This window comes from Sphingorhabdus contaminans, from assembly GCF_007280415.1.
In the GTDB taxonomy this organism is placed as follows: Bacteria; Pseudomonadota; Alphaproteobacteria; order Sphingomonadales; family Sphingomonadaceae; genus Sphingorhabdus_B; species Sphingorhabdus_B contaminans.
This window is the reverse complement of the sequence record NZ_VKKU01000002.1, coordinates 871,490-895,811: the sequence shown is the minus strand read 5'-3', so window position 1 is coordinate 895,811 and position 24,322 is coordinate 871,490. Positions and strand designations below refer to the sequence as shown.

Here is a 24,322-nt window from a genome sequence, read left to right as displayed (position 1 = left end):
CATTCGAGAATAGAATGCGAGAGATAATTTTCGATACCGAAACGACCGGCTTTGATCCCCATACTGGGGATCGGATGGTAGAGATAGGATGCATCGAAATGGTCGGCCGGGTGATAACCGGTGAAAGCTACCACGCCTATTTCAATCCGCAACGACCAATGCCTGCAGCGGCCGAGCAGGTGCATGGCTTATCGGATCGTTTTTTGTCAGATAAACCGCTTTTTGCGGAAAAGGCTGAGGAATTGCTCGAGTTCCTGGGCGACAGCCCGCTTGTTGCGCACAATGCGAGCTTTGACTTTGGCTTTCTCAACGCCGAACTTCAACTTTGTGGTTTTGACCCGATTTCGCTCGACCGCATGATAGATACAATTGGACTGGCGCGCGCAAAGCATCCGGGGGCGAAGCTATCCCTGGACGCATTATGCTCGCGATACGGCATTGACCGGAGCCACCGCATAAAACATGGCGCACTGCTGGACGCTGAATTACTCGCACAGCTCTATATTGAACTTACTGGCGGCCGCCAGATTGGTCTTGGTTTAGTGGATGACAAGGCTGCCGTTGTAGGATTGGACGATGGTAGTGTACGCCAGTTTGTAAGAGATCGCCCATTTCGCGCAGCTCGTCCACATAGCGCCACCCCCCAAGAATTGGCGTTACACAGTGAATTTATATCCAAAATCAAAGATGCGCTCTGGCTTGGTTCCGAGTCAGCACTATAGAAAAGGAGATAAGCAATGGATATCAGGGTTTCAGGACATCAGGTCGAGACCGGTGAAGCATTGCAAAGCCATGTAGAAAAGCGGCTTGGCGCCATCGCCAACAAATATTTTTCCAAGGCACTTTCGTCGCATGCCACATTCGGTCGTGGACCGCATGAACGTTTCACAAGTGATATTGTAATGCACGTGATGCAAGGTCTCGTGCTGAAGGGTCGAGGCGAAGCGCAGGATGCACATGTAGCGCTTGATCAAGCGGCCGACCGTATTGAAAAACAACTTCGTCGCTACATGAGACGTTTACAGGACCGACATGCTCAATCCGCGCATGCCCTCCGCGAAGAAGAAGCCGCATATACCGTCTTTGACGGTGGAGACTTCTCTGAAGACGTTCCGCCACCTGACGCGCCAGTGATCGTGGCAGAGATGAGTGTTGATATTCCAGAATCCACTGTGTCAGATGCCGTCATGCTCATGGATTTGCGCAACACGCCTGCTTTACTGTTTAAAAACACTGGCACTGGCCGCCATAATATGGTTTACCGCCGCGAAGACGGCACGATCGGGTGGGTTGAACCGAAATCGGCACCTTAGAATTCGGCCAACATCACGACACATATTTAAACATATTCAGATATTTGGGGTTTGCTTCCCGGTTCCCGACCGGGTGCAATTGAACAAGATATGATTCGAATTTCTACAAGGCTCGTTGAGGGAGCTGTCGTTGCGAATTTGGTTTGCGCGAGCAAATCTGATCTTCTCGCACGCCTTTCGACCCTTGCCGCCGAAAACTATTTGCTCGACTCAAGCGCCGTTCTTGACGGCCTGATTGAGCGGGAGCGATTGGGTCCAACCGGATTTGGTGGTGGTACGGCGATCCCTCATTGTAAGGTTTCAGGCATTGAAGTGCCGGTAGCTGTCTTTGCCCGTCTGGCGAAACCTGTAGACTATGATGCTGTCGACGACGAACCGGTAGATTTGGTTTGCGCGCTGATTTCCCCTGCCCAAGATGGTGCATCACATTTGCGAGCACTTGCCGAGGTATCGCGCCTCTTCCGGGACGAAAAATTTCGTACGCAACTACGTGGTGCTGCTGATGCAGGAGCAATGTTCGCACTGCTAACCTTGTCTGAAGAGCGCAACGCTGCTTGAGTTTTGTGCGGTTCACCAGTGAGTTTCGCGTTTCGGCGCTTCAGAAACTTACCGAAGCCCAAGGCGGATTTGCCACCGTTCTGCGCAAAGGCGACCAACTGTCGGGTGCCATTTTACTTGTCGGGCAGATTAAGGGTTCTGATCCTGTTATCTATGAGCGTTTTCCTGAACTTGATGGTTCCTTTTCCTGGCACCCGATAATACTAGGGGTTGAGGGTAACGATACAGAGATCACAAAATATTGGAAATCGCGTACGAAAAGCGATCCTGATTTGTGGGTTCTTGAACTGGATGTCGCGTCGAAAGAACGGTTGAACGGACTTTTAGTCGCTGAGTCTTGACTGCGCGGTGATGCTCAATAGAGGGGCGCGCAACGAGTAGCGAAGGTTGTCGCGCGGGACACAATTGGGGTGACCAGACAAACACGCGAGTCGGATGCAACAAACGAAGAGCCAGAACAAAAGATTAGAGGCTCATCCGCTGCTGCCACCGCACTAATGTACGATTAATGTTGAAAATGGTTCGGGCTGCCTCCGTGGTGGCCATTTCGTGTACACTAGCATCCGCCGTTCTGACCGCCGATGCTGGTTTTGCTTTTGGAAATGACCAAAGCGCAGCGCTTAGCGCATCCGCCATCGTAGTTGATGCGGCCCAAATCGCTTCAGATCAGGAAAATGTCGACCGCCTGAAATCAGGTGAAGTGACGACGAGTCTTACTCAAGATGGCGATATCGTGTTTATACCAACCGATCGCGAGCAGTCGAAACCGGAAGGCGCAGAAAGCGATTCCGAGATAACCAATCCCGTTTCCTCGCTAGCAGAACTCGTAAGCATGCAAGACGTGCGAGAACCGCTCAATGCCGAAGAGCGTTGTTTAGCAAGTGCAGTTTATTTTGAATCTAAAGGGGAATCCCTTGCTGGACAGTTAGCAGTTGCACGAGTTGTTATCGCTCGGTCCCAGTCAGGACGCTTCCCCTCTACGCTTTGCGGTGTAGTGTATCAAAAAAGTCAGTTCTCATTTGTACGTGGCGGTGGCATGCCGCCTATTTCAACGGGCAGTGCGCATTGGCGTAATGCTGTGGCGATCAGTCGGATCGCACTTAATGACAGTTGGAAAAGCCCAGTTGAAGGCGCACTATTTTTCCACGCACGTCATGTTTCGCCGGGTTGGAGGTTGACCCGGATCGGATCGATCGACAACCATATATTCTATCGTTGATCCGCCCAAAGCGAACTAAAAATAGAGGCTCCGAATTGGAGCCTTTATTTTGTTCCTTATATGTTCTATCAGTCCTGACATGACTGATGCTGCTAACTTCGATCCTTTGCCTATGCTTGCAGTGAATGCCGCTGCTGTTGCGCGTGGTGTTTCGCGCCTGTTTTTACGCAATCAGATCATGGTTCAGCCTGAGGTTTCGCTACGGAATAATCGGCGTGCAGATCTAATGGGTATAAACACGAAAGGTGAAATCATATTGGTCGAGATAAAATGCGCGCGTGCGGATTTATTGGGTGACCAAAAATGGCAAGAATATCTAGATTTTTGCGATCGCTTCTTTTGGGCAGTGCCGGAGAGATTTGATATAGGTCCCTTGTACCAAGATTCATTCCTGCCTGAACGAACAGGACTTATTATTGCAGACGCTTATGACGCCGAAATCGCTCGCCCCGCGGCGTTAGTTCCCATGGCGGCGGCGCGACGAAAGACAGAGACACAACGTCTAGCCCGCTTAGCCATGCGTCGTTTGATGGGCATTGCTGATCCTGACCCAGTATTGGCCGAGATTGAAGCCGAATGAACGTGAGGGCTTTCCAAGCCCTCCTTTTTTCAACTTGCTTTGGTCGGATTATACCAGATCGGTGACGAATACGCCCTTTCTTGCGATTTTAACTGGGTACCCGGCAATAACTTTGCGCCATACCGGATAGCGTCGAAAAGAACCCACCGCGGTGTCGGAATTTCTAGAATACGCAGATAATAGAAAGCCTTTTGGTTCGGGTTGAATTCGAGGTCGCTCCACACCGTCTGTAACTCAGGATCACCAATGATATTGGTATAACTTGCTTTAGTGACGTCTACTGTGTCCCCTACGGCCGGAATCTTTCCAGTAGCGTCCCGCTTTCGCTTGTCTGCATCACCCCAAGCCACGTCGAATACCTTTTCGTGCATCTGTCCGGATGCATCGACCCATCCTTTAACAACCTGAACACGATCAAGATTGGCGCCGATCGGATCCTTGAGAGCAGAAATGATAAAGGTGGGTACTCCTTTACCAGGCTTAAGGTCGCTTCCCATGGGCACGCCACGCTTATAACCTGACATTACCCAATTGCCCTTAAAATCACTGGGCTTAAAATCCCATCCGCCAAAGAATCGCACGGTCATCCGTGGTCCGGTGGTGGCATAAATTTCCTTACGCATCATTGCGTCAAAAATGGCTGCGCGGGTATTGGCCGTTGCCCACACGGCAGCATAACCTCCGGCGAGATAGTGCCAACCAAAGCGCCCCATTCGAGTTCCAAGATTTTGTGGTTCTGATGCCCGTTTCCCATTGGGCTCACCGCCTGAGTGCTTACCGAAAAAATTATTCTCATCAGCGGTTGCGAGTGCAGTATGACTATCTGTTGAACCAATAACGCCAAATTTATAGGGGTTCACTCCCGTTTTCGCTTCAATTGCAAGTCCGCGTTTCAATGCCTCGCGAATATACTCTCCCGCAAAATCCTGAGGCTTTTTTGCGGCCTGCATGGTTAAATTGCCCAAATCCCAGCCTGCAGTTCCAAAACCTGCAAATTCGTCATTCGGAGACAGGAACGGATGCGCTTCGCTGTCACCTTTGATTTGCGTCATTTCCACCACTGGCTCCCGAGCTGCGCGGCGACGCGCATACTCCGCGGTCATTGGTCCTCCGCCAGGGCCAACCAGCTCGAACATTAGGCCGTTCGACAAGTTACTATTATGCGGAATGGCCAAGACTTTACCGCCCGTACGTTTTTCATAATTATCCATATAGTCCCAGAGCTGGCTCACAGGAGTATCGCCTTGGCCGGGGTCATATGGGAGCACTTGATCGGTACGGCTTTTGCCGTCACGGAACATAACAACACGATGCAGATTGTTGCCACCTGGCATCAAAGTGTACTCGAAACCCATAAATGCGGTAAACTTACCCGGTTCGTTGTAACGTTCGATCAGGGTGCTATGCTGGGTCCAGATATTAGTTGATGTCTCGCGCTGTCTTTCAGGATCGGTAAGTGACTTTGGAAGGTCGTTGCGACCCACCCGATCAATAAGCTCTGCTGTGACCCTCTGCATGCCTTCGGGTCCTTTGTGCATCTCATCATGCCAGCGGCGCAATACTGGATCGCGGATGAGGAAACCAGGTGCGTCGTATAATGCCTTAGTCGCACCGAGCCCACCTGAGTGATCTGCAATCACGAGAAAATCCAGTGGGCGTTCCAGCTTTGCTTTTAAACCCCAGGTCGAGGTAACTTCCTCCCCGCGAGCGAAACGCAATGCTTCCTCGGGTCCCAGTTTGACACCAAACCCGAATGCATCAATCGAGTTTGATGTATGCAAATGGGTGTCACCCCAGAGCAGCTTCATCGCTGGGCCAGATGTGTTTTCTTTATCTGACGCAACCTGTGCGATCCTGGAATCATCGAGGACAGATTTTTCCTGCCATTGACGCCATCCGTAAGTTGCTCCGAAACCGATGGCTAGGACGGCAACCGCCCCTAAAAAGATGAAACGTTTTTTCGGCATTTTCCCCACTCCCGCGAAGAAAACTGCTCTGGAATTCGGGGCTCGTCAAGTGGTGCATGTAAAGGCCGCATTGACGCTACGTCAATGGCTGCTTCATACTCCACATAAACTGTGCCGGACGGTCATCTGTTATGTTTTCAAGACCGACAGTTTGTTGATCTCGGTCCATAGTGGGTTGATCGGCATAGGTCCCAAATATTCGGTCCCACCAAGTCAGAGCAAAACCGTAGTTTTGACACTGATCTTTGACATTCGTGCTGTGGTGAACGAGGTGCATGTCGGGCGTAACCAAAACTATTCTCAGCGCTCGATCAAGGGCACTTGGAAGACGAATATTGCTATGGTTGAATAGGGCATTGCAATTAAGCCAAACCTCAAAAGCAAGTGCAACAAGTACGGGGATGCCCAGTAAAGCGACGCAGGCCGACTTGAAAAAAGTGGATATAAAGAGCTCGAAAGGATGGAACCGCAGCGCTGTAGTTGCGTCCAGATCGCGATCACTATGGTGCACTTTATGTACCCGCCATAATATGTGCGACCTGTGCATAGCCCAATGTTGCACCCAAACGGCTAAATCGAGTAACAGAAAGCCGACGCAAGCCTCTATCCACCAAGGCCATTCGCTTTGGTAGAGCAGGCCGAATTCATTGGCCGCAGACCAAGTCGCAGCACTTCCCACGACAACGAACAACGCAAGCAATCTACCTAAAGCGGCGTTAGTTAGAAAAAACAGCGCATGTGTCCGCCAGCGTGGGAGGCGCCCCAGAACGCGTTTGCTGCGGGGCCATAAACACTCGGCAATTGAAAACAGGATGAGCAAGCCGGCGGGTATAGCAATCACATAAAAATTCAGCCCCGCCGCAAGCATGAACGTTAAGCGTGGCTGCGTTCAAGAAACGGATAGTCCGTATATCCCTCTGCGCCTGGCGAATACCATGTCCGATAATTGTCTTTCGCCAGATCAGCTCCTGTTCGAAGACGATCCACAAGATCAGGGTTACTGATATATGGGCGACCAAAGCTTATCGCGTCAGCAAGGCCTGAAGCCAAATCCGCATCCGCCAGTTCCTTTGTATATTCTTGATTCAGAACAAGTGGACCTTTGAACACTTGCCGAATTTGAGGGGAGACACGGGGCACATCTGTCCTGCCAAAATTGCCGTAAGGCTTTACTTCTCTCAGCTCAAGGAAGGCGATTCCGATTTTTTGGAGGGCAGCCGCTGCCGTCGTAAACAGCGAAACTGGGTTGCTATCATCAACTCCCTGCGTTTCGCCATTGGGTGACAGTCTTACGGCTGTACGATCGGCTCCGACGGCACTGACTACTGCCTCCGTCACTTCGCAAAGTAAGCGGATACGGTTTTCGATGGAGCCGCCATATTGGTCAGTGCGGAAATTAGAATTGTCGCGAAGAAACTGGTCGATTAAATACCCGTTGGCAGCGTGAATTTGCACCCCGTCAAATCCAGCCGCAATGGCGTTTTTTGCGGCCGTAACATAATCTTCAACGATACGCGGAATTTCCGATGTTTCCAGCGCCCGCGCTTGCACATAGGGCTTTTTACCCTCAGCGGTGTGCGCGTCCCCCGGGGCAGTGGTTGCTGATGCCGACACTGGTTGCGAACCACCAAGAAAATCCGGATGCACTAGCCGACCCATATGCCACAATTGCAAAATAATTCGCCCGCCGGCTCCGTGCACGGCGTCAGTCACTGGTTTCCATGCTGCCACCTGATTATCGTTCCAGATACCTGGTGCAGAAGGCCAACCTAAACCTTCCTGTGAAATTCCGGTTGCCTCCGCGATGATAAGGCCCGCGCTCGCACGCTGACTGTAATAGTCGGCTTTCAAATCGGATATTGGAACATGACCAGCGGTGCTGCGTCCGCGGGTTAGGGGCGACATAAATATGCGATTGGGTGCACCGATTGCGCCAAGTTGGATCGGATCGAACAAAGTTGCGGTCATAAGTCTTCCTGTTCTTTTAAGCTTTGGTTGCGACCAAGATGCGGATAAGCGTTGCAAATTGCAACGGGGGTTTATGCCAACAAATATTTTCCATCATCAAAGCCCAAAGGCATTGGCTTTTCTCGCCTTGATTGCGGGGAACATTTCCATTGCTTTTGGTCCCCTGTTTGTACGTTTTGCAGACAGCGGCCCCATTGCAACGGGATTCTGGAGGCTGGCATTGGCCACACCTTTCCTATTTTTAGTTGGCCGTAAGTTTGGATTCCGCCTTACTTCTGTGAAACCGCGCACCTTTATTTTCATTTTCATTGCGGGTGTCTTCTTTGGAATCGACATCATCGCTTGGCACATCGGTATATTCAAAACAAAGCTCGGCAACGCGACGCTATTCGCCAATTGTGCCAGTCTGCTGCTGGTCATTTACGGAGTGGTGGCAGCCCGCAAAATGCCGGGAAAGTGGCAAATTGTGTCGGTTGTATTGGCTTTCATCGGTGCAATTCTACTGACGGGACAAAGTTTGGAATTGTCGCCGGAGCACTTCGCGGGAGATATGCTCTGCCTAGGTGCCGGGCTAACATATACGGTGTATCTTCTCATGATGATACGCGTGAGGGAGAGTACGGAAAGCTGGGGTTCTCTGGCTCTTGCAAGTGCCGTGGCAGCCGCTGTCCTGCTGCCGGCGTCGCTATATGCAGGCGAACAAATATTGCCGACCGTTTGGTGGCCTGTGCTGTTGCTTGCGTTCACTTCGCAATTTTTGGGTCAGGGTTGCCTAACCTATGCCCTTCCACATTTCAGCCCACTGGTCATCGGCCTGGCATTATTGCTTCAACCAGCACTCTCGGCTGCCGCTGGTTGGCTGGCCTTTGGGGAGACATTAACAGCCCTTGATTTCACGGGTAGCCTACTGGTCATGATTGCTTTGGTGTTGGTGAGAAAACGATAGCTCTTTTAATGGTGCCATCTTGCGCCTACATCTGGTTCATGATTAATCATGATCTTCCTAAGGACCCGACCCTAGACGAAATTCGTCTTGCGCTTGCACCACTTATTGCCCGCAATGCGGCCTTTGACGGATGGAATGATGTCGCGGTAGAATTGGCGACCTCAGAATTGGGCATTGAATCCGATATCGCCTCCTTGTCATTCAAAGGGGATCCAATGGCAATGATCGACTCTTGGATTGACGCGGTCGATCGGGAGTTGGCAGATCGACTGCCAGAAGAAAAGTTGAATTCGTTAAAAATTCGAGATCGCGTTACGACCCTGTTGGCTACTCGACTAGAGGTGATGAACCCCAATCGCGAATCTTTACGCCGTGCGATGGCGATTATGGCGATGCCGCAAAATCTCGTCCGTTCCTCCAAAATCGGATGGCGGACCGCGGACCGAATGTGGCGAATGGCAGGTGATACATCCAGCGATTTCAACCACTATACCAAACGTGCCATGCTTTCGGCCGTTTATGGCAGCACATTGAGCGTTTTCATCAATGATGAAAGTGTTGAATTTTCCGAGACGCGTGCATTTCTTGATCGGCGGATTGAAAATGTGATGCAGTTTGAAAAGTTGAAAGCGCAGGTCCGCTCGCGGAAAGACTTTATTCCGAGCGTATCACGATTTGTAGGACGTCTTCGCTATCCGGCTTAGAACCGAATAGCACTTGATGTTATTGCGAATCGGTTGCAAATGACATCGGTGCAATTAGACCACCTCCTTCTAAACAGTCATGCTCAAGTGCGAAGCATAAACTGGGCTGCAATTCCCGAAAATGAGGGACATCGTTTGCGTTCCCTAGGTTTGGAAGAAGGCGTCGAGGTTGAGGTTCTGCATAAGGGTATGTTGCTTTGGCGTGACCCGATTGCTGTGCGTGTGGGACGTATGCGGATTGCAATGCGCCGAAAAGTTGCCTCGGCCATTTTTTGCGAGCTTTCTGAATGAGTGGGACGCCACCATTAGTTGCGCTGGTGGGCAATCCCAATAGTGGCAAAAGCTCGCTATTTAATGCGCTGACCGGCGCGCGGCAAAAAATAGCAAACTACCCAGGGGTAACCGTTGAGCGTAAATCAGGTCGTGCAGCATTACCTGACGGGCGTCCGGTTGAGCTGCTGGATTTGCCAGGTGCCTACAGTTTGCAGCCCGATAGCTTGGACGAGGCAGTCACGCGCGACGTCGTACTTGGTAAACTCCAAGGACAACGTCGTCCCGATGCGCTTGTGATAGTTGTAGACGCCGGCAATTTGGACAATCATTTACGCTTTGCCATCGAATTGATCGGGCAAGGTCTGCCAGTTGTTGTAGCACTGAACATGGTAGACCTTGCTGAGCGCGACGGTCTAGAAATTGACCCGGCAATTCTGTCGGCCGAACTTGGCGTGCCCGTTGTTTCCACGGTCGCCGTTCGCAAACGCGGGCTAGAGCGGTTGCTTAGCGTGCTCAGTGAAGCGTTGTCCAAACCAAGGCCAGAACAAGACCATGCGCTAGAAAATCAAAAACAAATTACAGAGCGTGCACACCGAATTGCAAAGCGGGCTATTCTCAGCGAAACCCAAGGTCGGCAATGGACAAGAAGGCTGGACGCCGTCCTCCTCCATCCCGTCGGCGGTGTCGCGATTTTGCTGATGCTATTGTTTGTCATGTTTCAGGCCGTTTATGGGTGGTCCGAAGCGCCGATTGGCTGGATCGAAAGTGGATTCGCCGCGTTGTCAGACGTTATCAATCGGCAGTTACCTGCTGGCATATTGCGGTCTTTCCTGACAGACGGCGTAATAGCAGGCGTTGGTTCCGTTGTGGTCTTTTTGCCTCAGATATTAATACTGTTTCTCTTCATTCTATTGCTAGAAGCAACCGGATACATGACGCGTGCCGCCTTTGTCATGGATCGAATGATGGCAGCTGTTGGATTGTCAGGCCATAGCTTTATTCCATTACTCTCTTCTTTTGCCTGCGCAATTCCTGGCATCATGGCCACGCGCAGTATCATGGACCAGAAGGAGCGTTTAGCGACTATTTTGATTGCGCCGCTAATGACCTGTTCCGCCCGTTTGCCTGTATATACCCTAATCATTGGTGCGTTCATTCCTGCGCAGAACATTGGGCCGGGCATTGGTCTGCAAGGCCTCGTGTTGTTTGGGCTATATTTGTTTGGGATAGTAGGCGCTATGTTGGCTGCCGCTGTCATACAGCGCTTCGTCACAAAAAGCCGTAGCGGCAGTTTCCTGATCGAAATGCCGCGCTATCAGTTACCACGTTTCAGCGACATTGCATTGAGCCTTTGGCAACGCGCTTGGGTTTTTTTACGTAGGGCTGGCACAATCATTTTTGCTGCAACGGTCATTTTGTGGGCGCTGTTGAATTTTCCGAAAGTGCCGATGGGTGACGCACAAAGCCAAGTGGAATACTCAATTGCAGGCCGTATTGCCGATGGCCTCGAGCCGATAGTGCGCCCGATCGGCTTTAATCATGATATCGCATTGGCATTGATTCCAGCTATGGCTGCGCGAGAAGTAGCTGTGTCTGCTCTTGGCACAGCCTATGCTGTCGACGCCGAAGACGAAGAAAAGGCGGCAATGAGTCTTGGTTCTCAACTGTCTGCCAAATGGTCACTCGCCACCGCTTTGGCTTTTTTAGCTTGGTTTGTTTTTGCGCCACAATGCATTTCGACAATCGCCGTAACTCGTCGTGAGACTAATGGATGGCGATGGCCCGCCTTCATGGTGATTTATCTTTTTGCTCTAGCTTACATCGCCGCAGGTATAACCTATTGGACAGCGGTCTCCTTCGGCTTATAGCCGCACATAACATTCAGTTTAAAATTAGAGGGCAGGAACATGGCGGGCAGCGTCAACAAAGTTATAATTGTAGGGAATCTTGGAGCAGATCCGGAAGTGAAGTCGTTCCAAAATGGTGGTCGCATCTGCAATTTGCGCATCGCCACGTCGGAAGACTGGAAAGACCGTGCAACGGGTGAAAAAAAAGAGCGTACCGAATGGCACAGCGTTGTATTGCAAAGTGACGGTTTAGTTGGTGTTGCAGAACGCTATCTCAAGAAAGGTAGCAAAGTTTACATTGAAGGCCAGTTGCGCACACGTAAATGGCAGGACCAAGCAGGTAACGACCGGTACACAACGGAAGTTTCGGTTGGCGGTTTTGACGGCAAACTGGTTATGCTGGATGGCGCACGTGGCGGATCCGGAGGCAATGATGGCTGGTCCGGTGGAACGTCAGGCGGCGGACAAGGAAGTGGCGGTCAAAGTGGTGGCAATTGGAGCGGCGGGTCGTCGGGCTTTGGCGGCGGAGATTTTGACAATGATCTTGACGACGACGTACCATTTTAAGGGGCAGGTGCGCTTAGCGATCTGAATTTGGGGGGAGCGATATGAAAAAAATTCTACTCGTTCTTTTCGTTGCCTCCCTTGTCGTTGCATATTTTGCTCTGGATCTCGGCGAATATCTCAGCCTTGAGCATTTCAAGGCTCAGCAGGCTGAAATACTCAAGGCGAAGGACACTCATCCTGAACTGTATTTAATCGGATTTTTTCTGATTTATGTTGCCATTACTGGACTTTCCATTCCGGGTGCAGCGATAATGACGCTTATAGCAGGAGCGCTCTTCGGCCTTATAATCGGAACAATTCTTGTATCGTTCGCTTCGACGATCGGCGCGACTCTGGCTTTTTTGGGATCTCGCTATGTGTTCAGAGACTGGGTGCAATCGAAGTTCGGGGAACGGTTAAAAGCCATAGACGATGGATTAACCAAGGACGGCGCATTTTATCTGTTTACCCTCCGCTTGATTCCCGTTTTTCCATTCTTCGTTATCAATTTGTTGATGGGTCTCACGGGAATTCGAACCTGGACATTTTTCTGGGTCAGCCAATTAGGTATGCTCGCCGGAACAATTGTATATGTGAATGCTGGCACACAAATCAGCCAAATAGAGTCCACAGCAGGCCTGTTGTCGCCGACATTGATTGGATCTTTTGTTCTGCTCGCATTTTTCCCGTGGGTGGCCAAAGGCTTAATAGCTTATGTGAACGGCCGTCGTGGTAAATAGAGCAACCAAGCCCAAGCGTTTTGACCGCAACCTGATCGTCATTGGCGCCGGTTCCGCCGGCCTGGTTTCCGCTTACATCGCCGCAATGGTACAAGCAAAAGTCACATTGATTGAGGCGCATCAGATGGGCGGCGATTGCCTCAATACCGGATGCGTACCATCAAAAGCACTCATAAAAAGCGCGCGTGTCGCTCATCTGGTTTCTACGGCCGCCCGTTTTGGAATTGAAACCCCTACTCCAGTCATCAATTTCCAAACAGTCATGCAGCGAATTCGTGACGTCATCACGGCGATCGAACCGCATGACAGCGTGGAACGCTTCACCAGCCTCGGCGTCGACTGCATTAAAGGCTATGCGCGCTTCATTGACCCTTGGACAGTAGAAATTGACGGTAACAGGCGGCTGACTGCACAATCCTTTATCATTGCTACAGGAGCAGAACCGTTAGTCCCACCTCTGCCTGGCATCGACAAAAGCGGCTATCTTACGAGCGAAACCTTATGGAATGAGTTTGCGAAGCGCCGAGTGCCGCCAAAAAAACTCGTCATTTTGGGCGGAGGTCCCATCGGATGCGAATTGGCCCAATCTTTCCAGCGACTTGGCGCGCAAGTCACCTTGGTAGAATTAGCCGACCGGCTTTTGTTAAAGGAAGAGGCAGAGGCCGCAGCACTTGTTATGGAAAGCCTCCGCGCTGACGGCGTAGAGATTTTGACCGGACATAAAGCGGTTCGATTTGAACCAGATAAACGTTTAATTGTGGAAGCGTCAGCCGGGTTAAGACAGATCATTTACGATGACGTGATCATCGCTATGGGCCGTAAACCTCGTGTGACCGGTTTCGGCCTCGAAGAATTAGGATTGGTCGTTAACGGAAAACTTGCCGTTGACGGCTTTCTTCGGACCAATATGACGCATATTCTTTGCGCAGGCGATGTCGCTGGAAAGCAACAATTGACCCATGGCGGCTCTCACGAAGCTTGGTACGCAAGCGTCAATGCGCTCGCTCGTCCGTTTAGGAAATTCAAGGCCGATTACCGTGTGCTCCCTCGTGTTACTTATACAGAGCCAGAACTTGCGGCGGTGGGGCTTACGGAAGCTGATGCTGTCCATATGGGCGGGGCGTTTGAGGTGACCCGCTATGATCTTGATGAGTTAGATCGTGCTATTGCCGAAGGGGAGCGCACAGGTTTCGTAAAGATCTTGACCGCAGCGGGTAGTGATCGGATTTTGGGAGCCACAGTAATTGGCGAAAATGCGGGTGAAATTCTGGCCGAAATTACCTTTGCGATGAAACACAAAATGGGCCTGCGCAAGATTCTGGCGACTATCCATCCTTATCCAACTTGGTCAGAGGCAACAAAATATGCTGCTGGCCAATATGGCCTCTCCCATAAACCAGAGGGTTTGCTCAAATGGGCAGAACGCTGGTTCAGGTGGCGGCGTGGATAATGTTTAGATTAGCTGTCGCCTTAAGAGAATTGTTTAGATGCAAGCCACAGGCGCTGTACTACCGTGAGCAAGCATAACCCAGAAAATGTAAGAGCGAGCACTGGAAAAGCGGTCGGAAACAAGCAAAAGAGCGCAAAAAACAATATAGTTTCGCCGCCCTCCATAAGGCCGGTCGAATAAACAAAAGCTTTCGGCTGCTCTCCATTCCGATCTGGAGTTTGAAGTGCTGCTATAGCAGCGAATGCCAAGAAGCTCACCGCAGTAATGGTAAAGCTTGCAACAAGTAGCAACGCCGGAACAAGATTCTCTGGATGACTCAAACCAAATGCAACCGGGATCGAAACATAAAATACATAATCTGCAAGGCTGTCCAGATACCCGCCCCAAGCAGTTGGACCATTGATTCGAGCAACAGCGCCGTCCAAGCCATCAAAGATACGGCTTGCAAAAACTAGGGCGAGAGCCAACGGCATATGCCCCCCTGAAACTGCGGCAGAGGCGCCCAACGCCACCAGTGCACCAACTACTGTCAGGCAATCGGCGGATGGACCGGCGCGTGCTACGCGAAGGGCCACGAAATGTAGTGGCCTATCGACTAGCAATCGCAGTTGCGAGTCAAACATTGCGAATCATTCTTCTGCCATTTTTTTCTTCAACGAAGCGAGCACACTAAAAGGACCGCTTTCGTCTTCGTCTTCTCCTTTAACGCCGGCCGCCTTCAGTATTTTATCGGCATTCGGGCTGCGCGGGTAGGGATCAAGCGCAAGACCGAGTGATTGTGCAATAGCTTCCCCGAGGTCAATCACTTGGCCGTCATGAAACATTACATCACAATCTTCTGCCAGAATTTCATACTCTTCCTGATCTATTTGAGGTTCGGGAATGAAGCGAATGGAAACCGGCTCACTTATAACTGCTGGTACAGGTTCATTTGAGGCGATACAGTTCTGCACTAAAATTGCTTCAAACCGGCCGTTTGCCGATATTTCAGAGCCTTCAATTGAAAGCATTATTTCGGCATCCAACCGTTCTAATGCAGCGAGGTCGAACCGCTTTGCTAAAGCTGCAAGTTGGGGTTCATCAGCAGACAAAAGAATGTTGCGGATTTTTCCTCCCAGTTCTAAAATTTTTAGCTTATAACTGAATTCGCTCTGCGTCACCATGCAGCGCTTCCTCTGGCAAGGTCAGAAGGAGCAATATTTGACAGCTTTTGCATTACGTCTAAGAGATTCTCCCGTACGTGCGTAGCCGCGTCGATATTGACGGCTTCGCCTCGATACAAATTTCGAGCAATGACCTCGTCCAATCGATTGTGATCAACGCCCGCCTCGCGGAAGGCTACAATCTTACCTCCAACGGCACCCATAATCTTACCTATATGCTTGCCGACGATCATGTCTCCAATACCGACTTCACGCAATTGCCCGTCCATGTCGTCTACAAGGACTTCGGTTAGGTGAGCCATGTTCTGCGCTTGCGCCGGTTCTGTCTCCAATTTCAATAAAACTATCGAGAATAGTATCGAAATCATATCGAATCTGCCATCGATACTATCGGGAACGTGGCCCATTTCATACCAATGCGGCTCGCGCGCTTTTGTGACAATTTGATTATAGAGCGGAACCATCCGAGTCTTGGGATCGGCTGATCCGGGTTTCCAAAATTGTTTCCAAAAAGCCATCAACAACCACTTCCATAACGCTCATCAAGCATTCATCCGGCTTTGCATATTGATATTGCCAGCCAAGGATGCAATGGCAATGCGCTAGTTTCGTGGAAAAGCGGAGATGTTTATGCGGAAGTCGCAGATTATGGTTTTCGGCACGCTTGTTACTGCGCTGATTATGTCGTCAGGCTGTACTCGCCTGCGCGCGCATCAGGGCTATATCGGTGACCAGACTCTGCTGACCTCAGTCCAGCCGGGAGTGGATAATAAGGATTCGGTCCAGGCAGCCTTAGGCCGCCCAACATTTGTCGGCCAGTTCGATAAGAATGACTGGTATTATTACGCCCGCGACACTCGTCAGCTAGCATTTGCTCAGCCGACTGCGACCGAACAATATGTACTCAAAGTTCGGTTTGACTCAGCAGGAAATGTAACATCAGTGACGCAGACTGGGAAAGAATTGATCTCTAAAATCAGCCCCGAAGGTGACAAGACCCCGACCTTAGGTCGTAACAAGAGCTTCTTCGAAGATATCTTTGGCAACATTGGATCTGTAGGCGCGGGTACTGGTCAAGGTAGCACGCCGAATAGTCCCAATTGAGCCCAGAATGTGCCTGACAGGCGAAGGCTCATTCGGTAACTGCAGCCGCTGCTAACACCGCCAAGGTAACAAGGTCGCTTGTACTTGATGCCATTGTGGCGACTTGAACTTGCTTTTCCATCCCAATCAACATCGGCCCGATTACCTGATCGCCTCCCAATTCTCTCAGCAGCTTTGCCGACAAGTTGGCGGATTGAAGTCCGGGCATGACCAATACATTTGCCGGACCCGACAGGCGGCAGAAGGGATAATTTTTCATCAAGGCTGGGTTGAGAGCTACGTCGGGTGGCATATCCCCTTCGTATTCAAAATCGGGACGCCGTGCGTCAAGAAGAGCTACGGCGTCGCGGATATTGTTCAACCACGTGCCGTGCGGATTTCCAAAGGTTGAAAACGACAAGAAGGCAACACGCGGTATATGGCCCATTCGACGTGCAACGCCAGCGGTCTTTTCAGCAATATGCGCCAATTCTTCTGCAGAAGGTCGTTCGTTTACCGTGGTGTCAGCGATGAAAACTGTGTGTGTTTTTCCGACCATTACGTGAATACCAAAAGATATTTCCCCCTTCTTGGCGTCAAGGACGCGGCGAAGTTCGCGTAATGTCTGGCCAAAGGTACGGGTGACACCGGTAATCATGGCATCGGCTTGATCCAGTTGCAGCAGTAGTGCACCAAAAATATTGCGGTCGCGGTTGACCATCCGCTGGATATCGCGCCGTAAATAGCCCCGTCGTTGCAGTCGACTGTAGAGACGGTCGACCATTCTTTCCACAAGAGGACTTTGCGCACTGTTGTGGATCTCATAGTCTTCAGCGTCAGTGCCTAAGTCGCGCAACATGTCCCTTACACGTGCGTCACGCCCAACAAGTACCGGCACACCGTAGCCATCTTGTTTAAACTGAATTGCCGCTCGTAAAACGACATCCTCTTCCGCTTCAGCAAAAATCACGCGGCGTGGTTTAGCACGAGCTGCTTCATATACTTGGGTCAGCACAGAATTAGTAGGATTCAAACGAGCACGCAGTTGGGCTCGATAGGCGGACATGTCCGTAATCGGCTTTTGCGCGACGCCAGATTCCATCGCAGCTTTGGCAACGGCTGAGGCCACAATTTCCATCAAGCGGGGATCAAAGGGTGAAGGGATGATATAGTCGCGGCCAAACTTATGGGACATTCCACCATATGCTGCAGCGACTTCTTCAGGTACCGTTTCGCGAGCGAGTTGTGCAAGTGCATTAGCCGCTGCAATTTTCATTGGTTCGTTAATAGTTGTCGCACGGACGTCAAGCGCACCGCGGAAGAGGAATGGAAAGCAAAGAACGTTGTTAACTTGATTGGGAAAGTCCGAACGGCCGGTTGCTATGATCGCATCCGGTCGCGCTGCTCGTGCCACCGGCGGGGAGATTTCTGGATCAGGATTAGCCATCGCAAAAATGATTGGCTGGTCAGACATGGACCTCACCATATCCGCACTGAGAGCATTTGCCGCTGACAGTCCTAAAAACACATCTGCACCAACAATTGCTTCAGCTAATGAACGTGTTGCTGTACGTGCAGCGTGCGCTGATTTCCATTGGTCCATGCCCTCCGTTCGGCCTTGATAAATAACGCCAGACCGGTCACACATGATGACGTTATCGTGGGGAACGCCCATGGCTTTAATTAGTTCTGTGCAGGCAATGGCCGCGGCACCTGCACCGTTGCAAACCACCTTTATATCTTTGAGCGAACGCCCCGTCAGTTCACATGCGTTGATAAGTCCGGCTGCTGCAATGATTGCGGTCCCATGTTGGTCATCATGAAACACGGGTATATTCATACGCTCGCGCAAGGTTTGTTCTATGATAAAACAAGACGGTGCAGCAATGTCCTCTAAATTGATTCCGCCAAATGTCGGCTCCAGCAATTCGACCGCGTCAATGAAGCGGCCAACATCTTCGGTTTTTACTTCAATGTCGATAGAATCTACATCGGCAAAGCGCTTAAAGAGCACAGCTTTGCCTTCCATGACCGGTTTGGAAGCGAGCGCTCCCAAATTCCCCATTCCCAAAATTGCCGTGCCGTTAGATATGACGGCAACTAGGTTGCCTTTGGCTGTATAGTCGTAAGCGGTGGCCGGATCGTTAGCGATCGCTTGAACTGGAACGGCGACGCCAGGCGAGTACGCGAGGCTAAGGTCGCGCTGCGTTGCCATCGGCTTTGTTGCGACAATTTCAATTTTACCGGGACGCCCCTGTGAATGGAATTCTAGGGCCTCCTGCGCGGTAAACTGTACATCGCTTTCGCTCATCTTTTGGACCCTAATCCTTTATTGTCGACGTGCATTGCCCCTAACCTGCTGGCGAGGTTAGGGCAAGCATTGCCCCGCAGTGTAGCCTTCGCTAACGCAACTGACATGGCAGATTATAGCAAACCGACGCCGATGATGGTGCAATATCTAATTCTGAAGGCCAAGGCTGGAGATTGTCTCCTATTTTATCGAATGGGTGACTTTTTCGAATTATTTTTCGATGATGCGCGCATCGCAGCGGCAACACTGGATATCGCTTTAACTTCGCGTGGAGAGCATGATGGAAAGCCCATTCCGATGTGTGGTGTTCCAGTTCAGGCAGCCGAGGGCTATCTTGCCCGCCTAATAAAAGCAGGGCATCGGGTTGCAATTGCTGAACAAACAGAAAGTCCAGAAGAAGCGCGCGCTCGAGGCGGTGCCAAAACACTTGTTAATCGCGACATCATCCGCTTTGTTACGGCGGGGACACTCACAGAAGACAGCCTGCTCGACAGTTGGGCATCGAATATACTTGTCGCATTAACGGTGGTTGGTGATGTTGTGGGGATCGCTGCCGCTGACATCTCAACAGGATATTTCGAACTGATCAATGTGGGTCAAAATGCAGTTGAAGCTGAGCTGGCACGGTTGGCTGCTCGTGAAATTGTAGTGCCAGCTGGATTTAAAAACTTACCACTTGGTTCGATCCAGAGACCTCAAACAGAATTTGACAGTTTGGCCGGGGAAGAAATGCTGAAGCGGCTTTTCATGCTGCCATCTACAAACCCCATTGGCGCGTTAACGCGTGCGGAGTTATCTGCGGCTAGTGGACTGCTCAAATATCTTGAGCACGTTGGGCAAGGGTCAATGCCGTTTCTGAAGCTACCCTTGCGCCGTGAAGCACAGGATTTTTTGCTGATCGATCAGGCTACCCGCGACAGTCTAGAAATTAATAGCAGCCTAAAAGGCGGGAGGTCCGGCACTTTATTGGCTGAAGTGGATCGCACAATCACGGGTGCCGGGGCTAGGCAACTAGCTGCAGATCTAGCGGCTCCATTGATGGACAAAAGTGTAATCCATGCACGCCTTTCATTAGTACAATGGTTGCATGAAGCGCCTTTGCTACGAGAAACTATACGTACCGAACTTCGCCAATTACCTGATATTGCGCGCGCACTGGGCCGCGTAGTTGCAGGGCGAGGCAGCCCGCGCGACTTGGGACAAATACGTGACGGATTGAATGGAGCGCGCACGCTTCGTGAGCGACTAGGAGCATTGAACAACCGTCCTCTATTGCTTGACCAGCTGTTACCAAAGCTTGATGGGCACGGAGCGTTGGTGGATTTGCTTGCTAGGGCGCTTGTAGCCGCGCCGCCCACCGATATTGGGCAAGGTGGTTATATAGCCGAAGGCTACGATGCAGCGCTTGATTCTTTGCGTCTTTTGGGACGCGATGGTAGACTTGCCATAAGTCAAATGGAGGCGCGATACCGAGAATCTACAGGAATAGCCGCACTCAAAATTCGGCACAACGCTGTGCTTGGTTATTTCGTTGAAGTTCCTGCCAAATATGGTGATGCGCTTCTAGCACCCGGCACCGGATTTACGCATCGACAGACAATGGCGGGTGCTGTGCGGTTTAACTCTCCTGAATTACATGAAGAAGCAGTCCGTATTACACAGGCAAGCGGGCATGCTCTCGCAGCAGAAGCTGCGCATTTAGAGGACTTAATTCACCATATCCTTAGTCGCCGCGATGCAATTTCTGAAAGTGCTGACGCATTGGCACGGATTGATGTCGCTGCTGCACTGGCTGAACGTGCAGCAGAAGGAGGATGGTGTCGGCCGAGTTTTTCGGATTTAGCGGAGATAAACATTGAAGGTGGCCGCCATCCGGTGGTCGAAAGTGCACTTTCCAAATCGGGTGACCGATTTATTGCTAATGATTGTACCCTTGCGCCAGACCGTCGCCTTTGGCTGGTTAGCGGACCGAATATGGGAGGGAAATCTACATTTCTGCGGCAAAATGCGCTTATCATTGTGCTTGCCCAAGCTGGTAGTTATGTGCCCGCTACTTCAGCACGGCTTGGCATAGTCGACAGACTTTTTAGTCGCGTTGGTGCGTCCGATAATCTTGCTCGAGGTCGGTCTACTTTCATGGTCGAAATGGTCGAAACAGCGGCAATTTTGGCACAAGCGACTCCCCGAAGCTTTGTAATTTTGGACGAGGTTGGACGAGGCACATCGACTTATGATGGTCTTGCGATTGCCTGGGCGGTTGTTGAGGGAATTCACGAAACGAACCGCTGTCGTTGTTTGTTTGCTACCCATTATCATGAACTGACCCGGCTTGCGGATAGTCTTGATGCGCTTTCCCTTCACCATGTCCGGGCGAAGGAGTATAAGGGGGATCTTGTCCTGCTGCATGAACTGGCAGAAGGTGCTGCCGACCGTAGCTATGGCATTGCAGTTGCTAAATTGGCAGGGTTGCCGCCGGCAGTGATTGCCAGGGCACAGTCGGTGCTGACTAAACTGGAGAAAGGCCGTGCCGAGACCGGGGGACTAGCCGCAGGACTCGATGATCTTCCTCTTTTTAGCGCCGCTCTTAACTCGGCTGAAGCTAGGGTCGATGTTTTGAGGGAAAAGCTGAACGGGCTCGACATCGACGCCCTCAGCCCGCGGGCCGCGCTTGACCTGCTCTATGAGCTGAAGCGCACGGCGGGTGAGGGGTGATCTGGCTTTAGCCCAAGCTGAGGAAAAGCCCCGCCAGGGCGGCGCTCATCAGGTTGGATAGGGACCCCGCCGCCAAGGCTTTGAGGCCGAGCTTCGCGATCACAGGTCGCTGGTTGGGTGCCAGCCCGCCGGTAACGGCCATCTGGATGGCGATTGACGAAAAATTGGAGAAACCGCACAGGGCAAAGGTCACGATGCCGACGGTGGCAGGGGACAAAGTCTTCAACGCCCCCAAATCGATGAAGGCGACAAATTCGTTGAGGACGATTTTGGTGCCGAAAAGGCCGCCTGCCTGCAACGCTTCGCCCCAGGGAACGCCGAGCAGATACATGACCGGCGCAAAGACATAGCCCACAATTTGCTGGAAGCTCAGGCCTGGCTGCCCGAACCATCCGCCGATCCCGCCCAATATCCCATTGGCAAGAGCCACGAGAGCAACAAAGGCCAGCACCATTGCACCCACGGCAACGGCCAGTTTGACCCCCGTTTGCGCACCCTGGGCAGCGGCCATGATGATGTTGGCGGGCTTTTCTTCACCATCATCGGCAAGGATGACGGGTTCTTCATCCGGATGCGGATTGGAAAGCGCGGGGTCACCCTCGCTCACCGGCAGGGGCGGGACATCCGGCATCATCAGTTTGGCCATGAGGATACCCCCCGGCGCCGACATGAATGCAGCGGCAAGCAGATAATCGATGCGGATACCCATCGACGCATAAGCGGCTAATATGGTGCCGGCGACACCGGCCATGCCGACGGTCATGACACAAAAGAGCTGCTCGGGCTTCAGGCTCGCCAGATAGGGTCGGATGACGAGCGGCGATTCCGACTGGCCGACAAATATGTTGGCAGCGGCGCAGAGGCTTTCAACCTTCGAGATGCCGGTAACCTTTTGCAAGCCGCCACCGATCCAGCGGATCACATATTGCATCAGGCCCAGATAATAGAGGATCGAGATCAACGACGCGAAAAAGATGATGACGGGCAAGGCCGCTATCGCAAAGCTGGTCCCGCCAATTTCCGGTGTCGCGATCGGACCGAAGATGAAATTTGTCCCGGCAGCCGCATAACCCAGTAGATTGGATACGCCATTCGACATGACTTCCAGCACTGTCTTGCCCCACGGCACATAAAGGACCAGCGCAGCCAGGCTGGCCTGTAATGCAAAGGCGGCACCGACAACGCGAAACTTGATGGCGCGGCGGTTTGACGAAAGCGCAACCGCAATCGCCAAAATCAAAACCATGCCGGCAAGGCTTAACAAAATTTGCATGAAAAACTCCCGACCCCAAGCACTTTACCCCCCACCTAGCGTCAACCTCGGTCTTGCGCCAATAAAATTAGACGCTAGTCAGTGTCCATGACTGAACAGACCACATCGGGCACATCACTGGGTGCCGTTCCCCGCTCGCTCTTTGTATTTGCGATCTTTTACGGCGGCATGGTTCCCTTAGGCGGATTTCTGGGCGCAAAGCAGGTGGCGATCGGTCCCTTGGCCGTCGAGGCCGGGATTTTTCCTTTCCTGACCCTGATCGCGGTATCAAGCGCGATTGCCGAACTGCACGGGCGGGAAATAGCGGACCGTCTCGTCCGCTACGGTTTTGTCCCGCTGTTTATCGCCATCGGTCTGTCCTACTTCGTCCTTCAACTGCCCACCGATGCGGGCATGTATGAACCGGCGAAGGAAGCCTTTCCCATCATCGTCGGGCAAAGCGGCCGGATGATGGCCGCGGGCATTATTGCCTATGGCGTTTCGGTGTCCCTGAATGTCTGGTTGTTTGCGCGGCTTAAGGGAACATCGGGCCGGTTTCTGGCCATACGCGGTTTCATCGCGGCGGCCTTATCGCAAATTGTCGACACGCTGATCTTCATCTCCGTTTCCTTTTATGGCGTCCGCCCGATTGCCGAGCTGATGATGGGGCAAATGATCGCCAAAATCGTACTCTCTGCGGTCATGGTTCCTCTCGTCATTGCGCTGGTCGTGCGCATCGGCCGCAAGCTGGATGCGGCGGCCTAACCCATGAGTATCGACCCGATCAATCTTGCTAAGGCGGAAACCTTAACCGAGGCGCTTCCCTATTTGCAGCGCTATGCGGGCAAGACCTTCGTCGTGAAATATGGCGGCCATGCGATGGGCGATGCGGCATTGGCGCGCGATTTTGCATCCGACGTTGTCCTGCTGAAAGCGGTCGGCATCAATCCCGTGGTGGTGCATGGCGGCGGACCGCAGATAGGCGCGATGCTCAAGAAACTGGGCGTCGAAAGCGAATTTGTGGACGGTCTGCGCGTCACCGATGCCGAAACCGCAAGGGTGGCCGAAATGGTGCTATCCGGCGCGATCAATAAGGAACTGGTCGGCTGGATTAACGCGGCAGGTGGCCGTGCCCTGGGCATTTCCGGCAAGGATGGCGGGTTTGTAACGGCAACCAAGGTGCAACGGACGCAAAAAGACCCCGACAGCAATATCGAACGTAGTATCGATCTGGGATATGTCGGCGAACCCCAGAAAGTTGATCGCAGCGTAATCGATACAATCAGCGGTGCCGGAATGATCCCGGTCATCGCCCCGATCGGCGTGGGCGAAGATGGCCACACCTATAATATCAATGCAGACACCATGGCAGGTGCGGTTGCAAGTGCACTGGGTGCCTCGCGTCTGTTCTTGCTGACCGATGTGGCAGGCGTGCTCGACAAAGCGGGGCGGTTGCTGACCGATCTCGATCCGGAAGCCATTGCCGCACTGCAGGACGACGGAACGATCAGCGGCGGCATGATACCCAAGATTGAAACCTGCGTTAATGCGGTAGAGGCCGGTGTCGACGCCGCCGTCATATTGGACGGACGTGCGAGCCATGCGATGCTGATCGAAATGTTCACCGATAAAGGCGCAGGCACGCTGATTCACAAATAGTGTTTTAGGTGATTGATACAGCGCGCCGCCT

Annotated in this window: 25 protein-coding genes; 17 read left to right on the top strand and 8 right to left on the bottom strand. The window is 51.9% G+C overall.

Going from position 1 to position 24,322, the window contains the following annotated elements:
* Positions 1 to 14: 14 nt before the first annotated feature.
* The 6 genes from dnaQ (at position 15) to FOM92_RS12470 (ending at position 3,670) form a co-directional block, all read left to right on the top strand.
* On the top strand, positions 15 to 722 hold the full coding sequence (gene dnaQ, locus FOM92_RS12495; protein ID WP_143777183.1) for a DNA polymerase III subunit epsilon: 708 nt from the start codon (positions 15 to 17) through the stop codon (positions 720 to 722).
* A gap of 15 nt (positions 723 to 737) precedes the next feature.
* Positions 738 to 1,313 carry a ribosome hibernation-promoting factor, HPF/YfiA family gene (gene hpf / locus FOM92_RS12490; RefSeq protein WP_143777182.1) on the top strand — a complete coding sequence of 192 codons (576 nt, stop codon included), beginning with the start codon at positions 738 to 740 and terminating at the stop codon, positions 1,311 to 1,313.
* A gap of 90 nt (positions 1,314 to 1,403) precedes the next feature.
* A complete protein-coding gene (locus tag FOM92_RS12485; protein WP_143777181.1) occupies positions 1,404 to 1,871 on the top strand; it encodes a PTS sugar transporter subunit IIA in 468 nt (155 codons plus the stop codon).
* 5 nt (positions 1,872 to 1,876) lie between these two features.
* On the top strand, positions 1,877 to 2,212 hold the full coding sequence (locus FOM92_RS12480; RefSeq protein ID WP_246087356.1) for a DUF1491 family protein: 336 nt from the start codon (positions 1,877 to 1,879) through the stop codon (positions 2,210 to 2,212).
* 167 nt (positions 2,213 to 2,379) lie between these two features.
* Entirely contained in the window at positions 2,380 to 3,090 is a 711-nt protein-coding gene (locus FOM92_RS12475) for a cell wall hydrolase (RefSeq protein ID WP_143777179.1), read from the top strand.
* Positions 3,091 to 3,169: 79 nt separating this feature from the next.
* Entirely contained in the window at positions 3,170 to 3,670 is a 501-nt protein-coding gene (locus FOM92_RS12470; protein ID WP_143777178.1) for an MmcB family DNA repair protein, read from the top strand.
* Between the two features lie 29 nt (positions 3,671 to 3,699).
* Here the strand turns inward: FOM92_RS12470 and FOM92_RS12465 are convergent, their stop codons facing one another.
* From FOM92_RS12465 to FOM92_RS12455, 3 genes are all read right to left on the bottom strand, one after another.
* The gene (locus FOM92_RS12465) at positions 3,700 to 5,637 is read right to left on the bottom strand and encodes a DUF3604 domain-containing protein (protein WP_143777177.1); all 1,938 of its coding nucleotides are present in this window, start codon (positions 5,635 to 5,637) and stop codon (positions 3,700 to 3,702) included.
* 76 nt (positions 5,638 to 5,713) lie between these two features.
* Positions 5,714 to 6,505: a sterol desaturase family protein gene (locus FOM92_RS12460; protein ID WP_143777176.1), complete on the bottom strand. Its 792-nt coding sequence runs from the start codon at positions 6,503 to 6,505 to the stop codon at positions 5,714 to 5,716.
* Between the two features lie 5 nt (positions 6,506 to 6,510).
* Positions 6,511 to 7,605 carry an alkene reductase gene (locus FOM92_RS12455; protein WP_143777175.1) on the bottom strand — a complete coding sequence of 365 codons (1,095 nt, stop codon included), beginning with the start codon at positions 7,603 to 7,605 and terminating at the stop codon, positions 6,511 to 6,513.
* A 73-nt stretch (positions 7,606 to 7,678) separates the two neighbouring features.
* Between FOM92_RS12455 and FOM92_RS12450 the strand changes: the two genes are divergently transcribed.
* The 7 genes from FOM92_RS12450 to FOM92_RS12425 are packed head-to-tail and all read left to right on the top strand — an operon-like array spanning position 7,679 to position 14,111.
* Positions 7,679 to 8,551, top strand: coding sequence for a DMT family transporter (locus FOM92_RS12450; protein WP_143777174.1), 873 nt, complete (start codon positions 7,679 to 7,681; stop codon positions 8,549 to 8,551).
* Between the two features lie 38 nt (positions 8,552 to 8,589).
* A complete protein-coding gene (locus FOM92_RS12445) occupies positions 8,590 to 9,255 on the top strand; it encodes a COQ9 family protein (RefSeq protein WP_143777173.1) in 666 nt (221 codons plus the stop codon).
* Between the two features lie 39 nt (positions 9,256 to 9,294).
* Positions 9,295 to 9,546 (top strand): FeoA family protein, encoded by a 252-nt coding sequence (locus tag FOM92_RS12440; protein WP_143777172.1) that lies wholly within the window; start codon positions 9,295 to 9,297, stop codon positions 9,544 to 9,546.
* Positions 9,543 to 11,396 (top strand): ferrous iron transporter B, encoded by a 1,854-nt coding sequence (gene feoB / locus FOM92_RS12435; RefSeq protein WP_143777171.1) that lies wholly within the window; start codon positions 9,543 to 9,545, stop codon positions 11,394 to 11,396. The genes FOM92_RS12440 and feoB overlap by 4 nt, the downstream gene beginning before the upstream one ends.
* 39 nt (positions 11,397 to 11,435) lie before the next feature.
* Positions 11,436 to 11,942 carry a single-stranded DNA-binding protein gene (ssb, locus tag FOM92_RS12430; protein ID WP_143777170.1) on the top strand — a complete coding sequence of 169 codons (507 nt, stop codon included), beginning with the start codon at positions 11,436 to 11,438 and terminating at the stop codon, positions 11,940 to 11,942.
* Positions 11,943 to 11,983: 41 nt separating this feature from the next.
* Positions 11,984 to 12,661, top strand: a complete 678-nt coding sequence (locus FOM92_RS16135) for a TVP38/TMEM64 family protein (protein ID WP_246087284.1) — start codon at positions 11,984 to 11,986, stop codon at positions 12,659 to 12,661.
* Positions 12,651 to 14,111 (top strand): dihydrolipoyl dehydrogenase family protein, encoded by a 1,461-nt coding sequence (locus FOM92_RS12425; RefSeq protein ID WP_246087283.1) that lies wholly within the window; start codon positions 12,651 to 12,653, stop codon positions 14,109 to 14,111. Before FOM92_RS16135 ends, FOM92_RS12425 begins: the two co-directional genes overlap by 11 nt.
* Positions 14,112 to 14,131: 20 nt before the next feature.
* On the opposite strand, the gene FOM92_RS12420 is transcribed toward FOM92_RS12425, so the two are convergent.
* Genes FOM92_RS12420 through FOM92_RS12410 form a run of 3 tightly spaced genes read right to left on the bottom strand, consistent with a single transcriptional unit; the run spans position 14,132 to position 15,792 of the window.
* Positions 14,132 to 14,734, bottom strand: a complete 603-nt coding sequence (locus FOM92_RS12420; RefSeq protein WP_143777169.1) for a CDP-alcohol phosphatidyltransferase family protein — start codon at positions 14,732 to 14,734, stop codon at positions 14,132 to 14,134.
* Positions 14,735 to 14,740: 6 nt separating this feature from the next.
* On the bottom strand, positions 14,741 to 15,274 hold the full coding sequence (locus tag FOM92_RS12415; RefSeq protein WP_143777168.1) for a YceD family protein: 534 nt from the start codon (positions 15,272 to 15,274) through the stop codon (positions 14,741 to 14,743).
* Positions 15,268 to 15,792, bottom strand: coding sequence for a ubiquinol-cytochrome C chaperone family protein (locus tag FOM92_RS12410; protein ID WP_211347432.1), 525 nt, complete (start codon positions 15,790 to 15,792; stop codon positions 15,268 to 15,270). The genes FOM92_RS12415 and FOM92_RS12410 overlap by 7 nt, the downstream gene beginning before the upstream one ends.
* Positions 15,793 to 15,904: 112 nt before the next feature.
* On the opposite strand from FOM92_RS12410, the gene FOM92_RS12405 reads away from it, so the two are divergent.
* Positions 15,905 to 16,378, top strand: a complete 474-nt coding sequence (locus FOM92_RS12405; protein WP_342778185.1) for an outer membrane protein assembly factor BamE — start codon at positions 15,905 to 15,907, stop codon at positions 16,376 to 16,378.
* Positions 16,379 to 16,406: 28 nt separating this feature from the next.
* On the opposite strand, the gene FOM92_RS12400 is transcribed toward FOM92_RS12405, so the two are convergent.
* Positions 16,407 to 18,668, bottom strand: a complete 2,262-nt coding sequence (locus tag FOM92_RS12400; protein ID WP_143777166.1) for an NADP-dependent malic enzyme — start codon at positions 18,666 to 18,668, stop codon at positions 16,407 to 16,409.
* Positions 18,669 to 18,773: 105 nt separating this feature from the next.
* On the opposite strand from FOM92_RS12400, the gene mutS reads away from it, so the two are divergent.
* Positions 18,774 to 21,380, top strand: a complete 2,607-nt coding sequence (gene mutS / locus FOM92_RS12395; protein ID WP_246087282.1) for a DNA mismatch repair protein MutS — start codon at positions 18,774 to 18,776, stop codon at positions 21,378 to 21,380.
* Between the two features lie 7 nt (positions 21,381 to 21,387).
* Here the strand turns inward: mutS and FOM92_RS12390 are convergent, their stop codons facing one another.
* Positions 21,388 to 22,653, bottom strand: a complete 1,266-nt coding sequence (locus FOM92_RS12390) for a NupC/NupG family nucleoside CNT transporter (protein ID WP_143777165.1) — start codon at positions 22,651 to 22,653, stop codon at positions 21,388 to 21,390.
* Positions 22,654 to 22,740: 87 nt separating this feature from the next.
* Here FOM92_RS12390 and FOM92_RS12385 point away from each other — a divergent pair, with 87 nt between their 5' ends.
* Both FOM92_RS12385 and argB read left to right on the top strand, forming a co-directional pair.
* The gene (locus FOM92_RS12385; protein WP_143777164.1) at positions 22,741 to 23,397 is read left to right on the top strand and encodes a queuosine precursor transporter; all 657 of its coding nucleotides are present in this window, start codon (positions 22,741 to 22,743) and stop codon (positions 23,395 to 23,397) included.
* 3 nt (positions 23,398 to 23,400) lie between these two features.
* Positions 23,401 to 24,291, top strand: coding sequence for an acetylglutamate kinase (argB, locus tag FOM92_RS12380; protein ID WP_143777163.1), 891 nt, complete (start codon positions 23,401 to 23,403; stop codon positions 24,289 to 24,291).
* The last annotated feature ends 31 nt before the right edge of the window (positions 24,292 to 24,322 follow it).

Excerpts from the sequence above, each read along its gene's own strand:
- dnaQ (WP_143777183.1), top strand. The coding sequence starts at position 15 with ATGCGAGAGATAATTTTCGATACCGAAACGACCGGCTTTGATCCCCAT.
- hpf (WP_143777182.1), top strand. The coding sequence starts at position 738 with ATGGATATCAGGGTTTCAGGACATCAGGTCGAGACCGGTGAAGCATTG.
- FOM92_RS12485 (WP_143777181.1), top strand. The coding sequence starts at position 1,404 with ATGATTCGAATTTCTACAAGGCTCGTTGAGGGAGCTGTCGTTGCGAAT.
- FOM92_RS12475 (WP_143777179.1), top strand. The coding sequence starts at position 2,380 with ATGTTGAAAATGGTTCGGGCTGCCTCCGTGGTGGCCATTTCGTGTACA.
- FOM92_RS12470 (WP_143777178.1), top strand. The coding sequence starts at position 3,170 with ATGACTGATGCTGCTAACTTCGATCCTTTGCCTATGCTTGCAGTGAAT.
- FOM92_RS12465 (WP_143777177.1), bottom strand. The coding sequence starts at position 5,637 with ATGCCGAAAAAACGTTTCATCTTTTTAGGGGCGGTTGCCGTCCTAGCC.
- FOM92_RS12460 (WP_143777176.1), bottom strand. The coding sequence starts at position 6,505 with ATGCTTGCGGCGGGGCTGAATTTTTATGTGATTGCTATACCCGCCGGC.
- FOM92_RS12455 (WP_143777175.1), bottom strand. The coding sequence starts at position 7,605 with ATGACCGCAACTTTGTTCGATCCGATCCAACTTGGCGCAATCGGTGCA.
- FOM92_RS12450 (WP_143777174.1), top strand. The coding sequence starts at position 7,679 with ATGCCAACAAATATTTTCCATCATCAAAGCCCAAAGGCATTGGCTTTT.
- FOM92_RS12445 (WP_143777173.1), top strand. The coding sequence starts at position 8,590 with ATGATTAATCATGATCTTCCTAAGGACCCGACCCTAGACGAAATTCGT.
- FOM92_RS12440 (WP_143777172.1), top strand. The coding sequence starts at position 9,295 with ATGACATCGGTGCAATTAGACCACCTCCTTCTAAACAGTCATGCTCAA.
- feoB (WP_143777171.1), top strand. The coding sequence starts at position 9,543 with ATGAGTGGGACGCCACCATTAGTTGCGCTGGTGGGCAATCCCAATAGT.
- ssb (WP_143777170.1), top strand. The coding sequence starts at position 11,436 with ATGGCGGGCAGCGTCAACAAAGTTATAATTGTAGGGAATCTTGGAGCA.
- FOM92_RS16135 (WP_246087284.1), top strand. The coding sequence starts at position 11,984 with ATGAAAAAAATTCTACTCGTTCTTTTCGTTGCCTCCCTTGTCGTTGCA.
- FOM92_RS12420 (WP_143777169.1), bottom strand. The coding sequence starts at position 14,734 with ATGTTTGACTCGCAACTGCGATTGCTAGTCGATAGGCCACTACATTTC.
- FOM92_RS12415 (WP_143777168.1), bottom strand. The coding sequence starts at position 15,274 with ATGGTGACGCAGAGCGAATTCAGTTATAAGCTAAAAATTTTAGAACTG.
- FOM92_RS12410 (WP_211347432.1), bottom strand. The coding sequence starts at position 15,792 with ATGGCTTTTTGGAAACAATTTTGGAAACCCGGATCAGCCGATCCCAAG.
- FOM92_RS12405 (WP_342778185.1), top strand. The coding sequence starts at position 15,905 with ATGCGGAAGTCGCAGATTATGGTTTTCGGCACGCTTGTTACTGCGCTG.
- FOM92_RS12400 (WP_143777166.1), bottom strand. The coding sequence starts at position 18,668 with ATGAGCGAAAGCGATGTACAGTTTACCGCGCAGGAGGCCCTAGAATTC.
- mutS (WP_246087282.1), top strand. The coding sequence starts at position 18,774 with ATGGCAGATTATAGCAAACCGACGCCGATGATGGTGCAATATCTAATT.
- FOM92_RS12390 (WP_143777165.1), bottom strand. The coding sequence starts at position 22,653 with ATGCAAATTTTGTTAAGCCTTGCCGGCATGGTTTTGATTTTGGCGATT.
- FOM92_RS12385 (WP_143777164.1), top strand. The coding sequence starts at position 22,741 with ATGACTGAACAGACCACATCGGGCACATCACTGGGTGCCGTTCCCCGC.
- argB (WP_143777163.1), top strand. The coding sequence starts at position 23,401 with ATGAGTATCGACCCGATCAATCTTGCTAAGGCGGAAACCTTAACCGAG.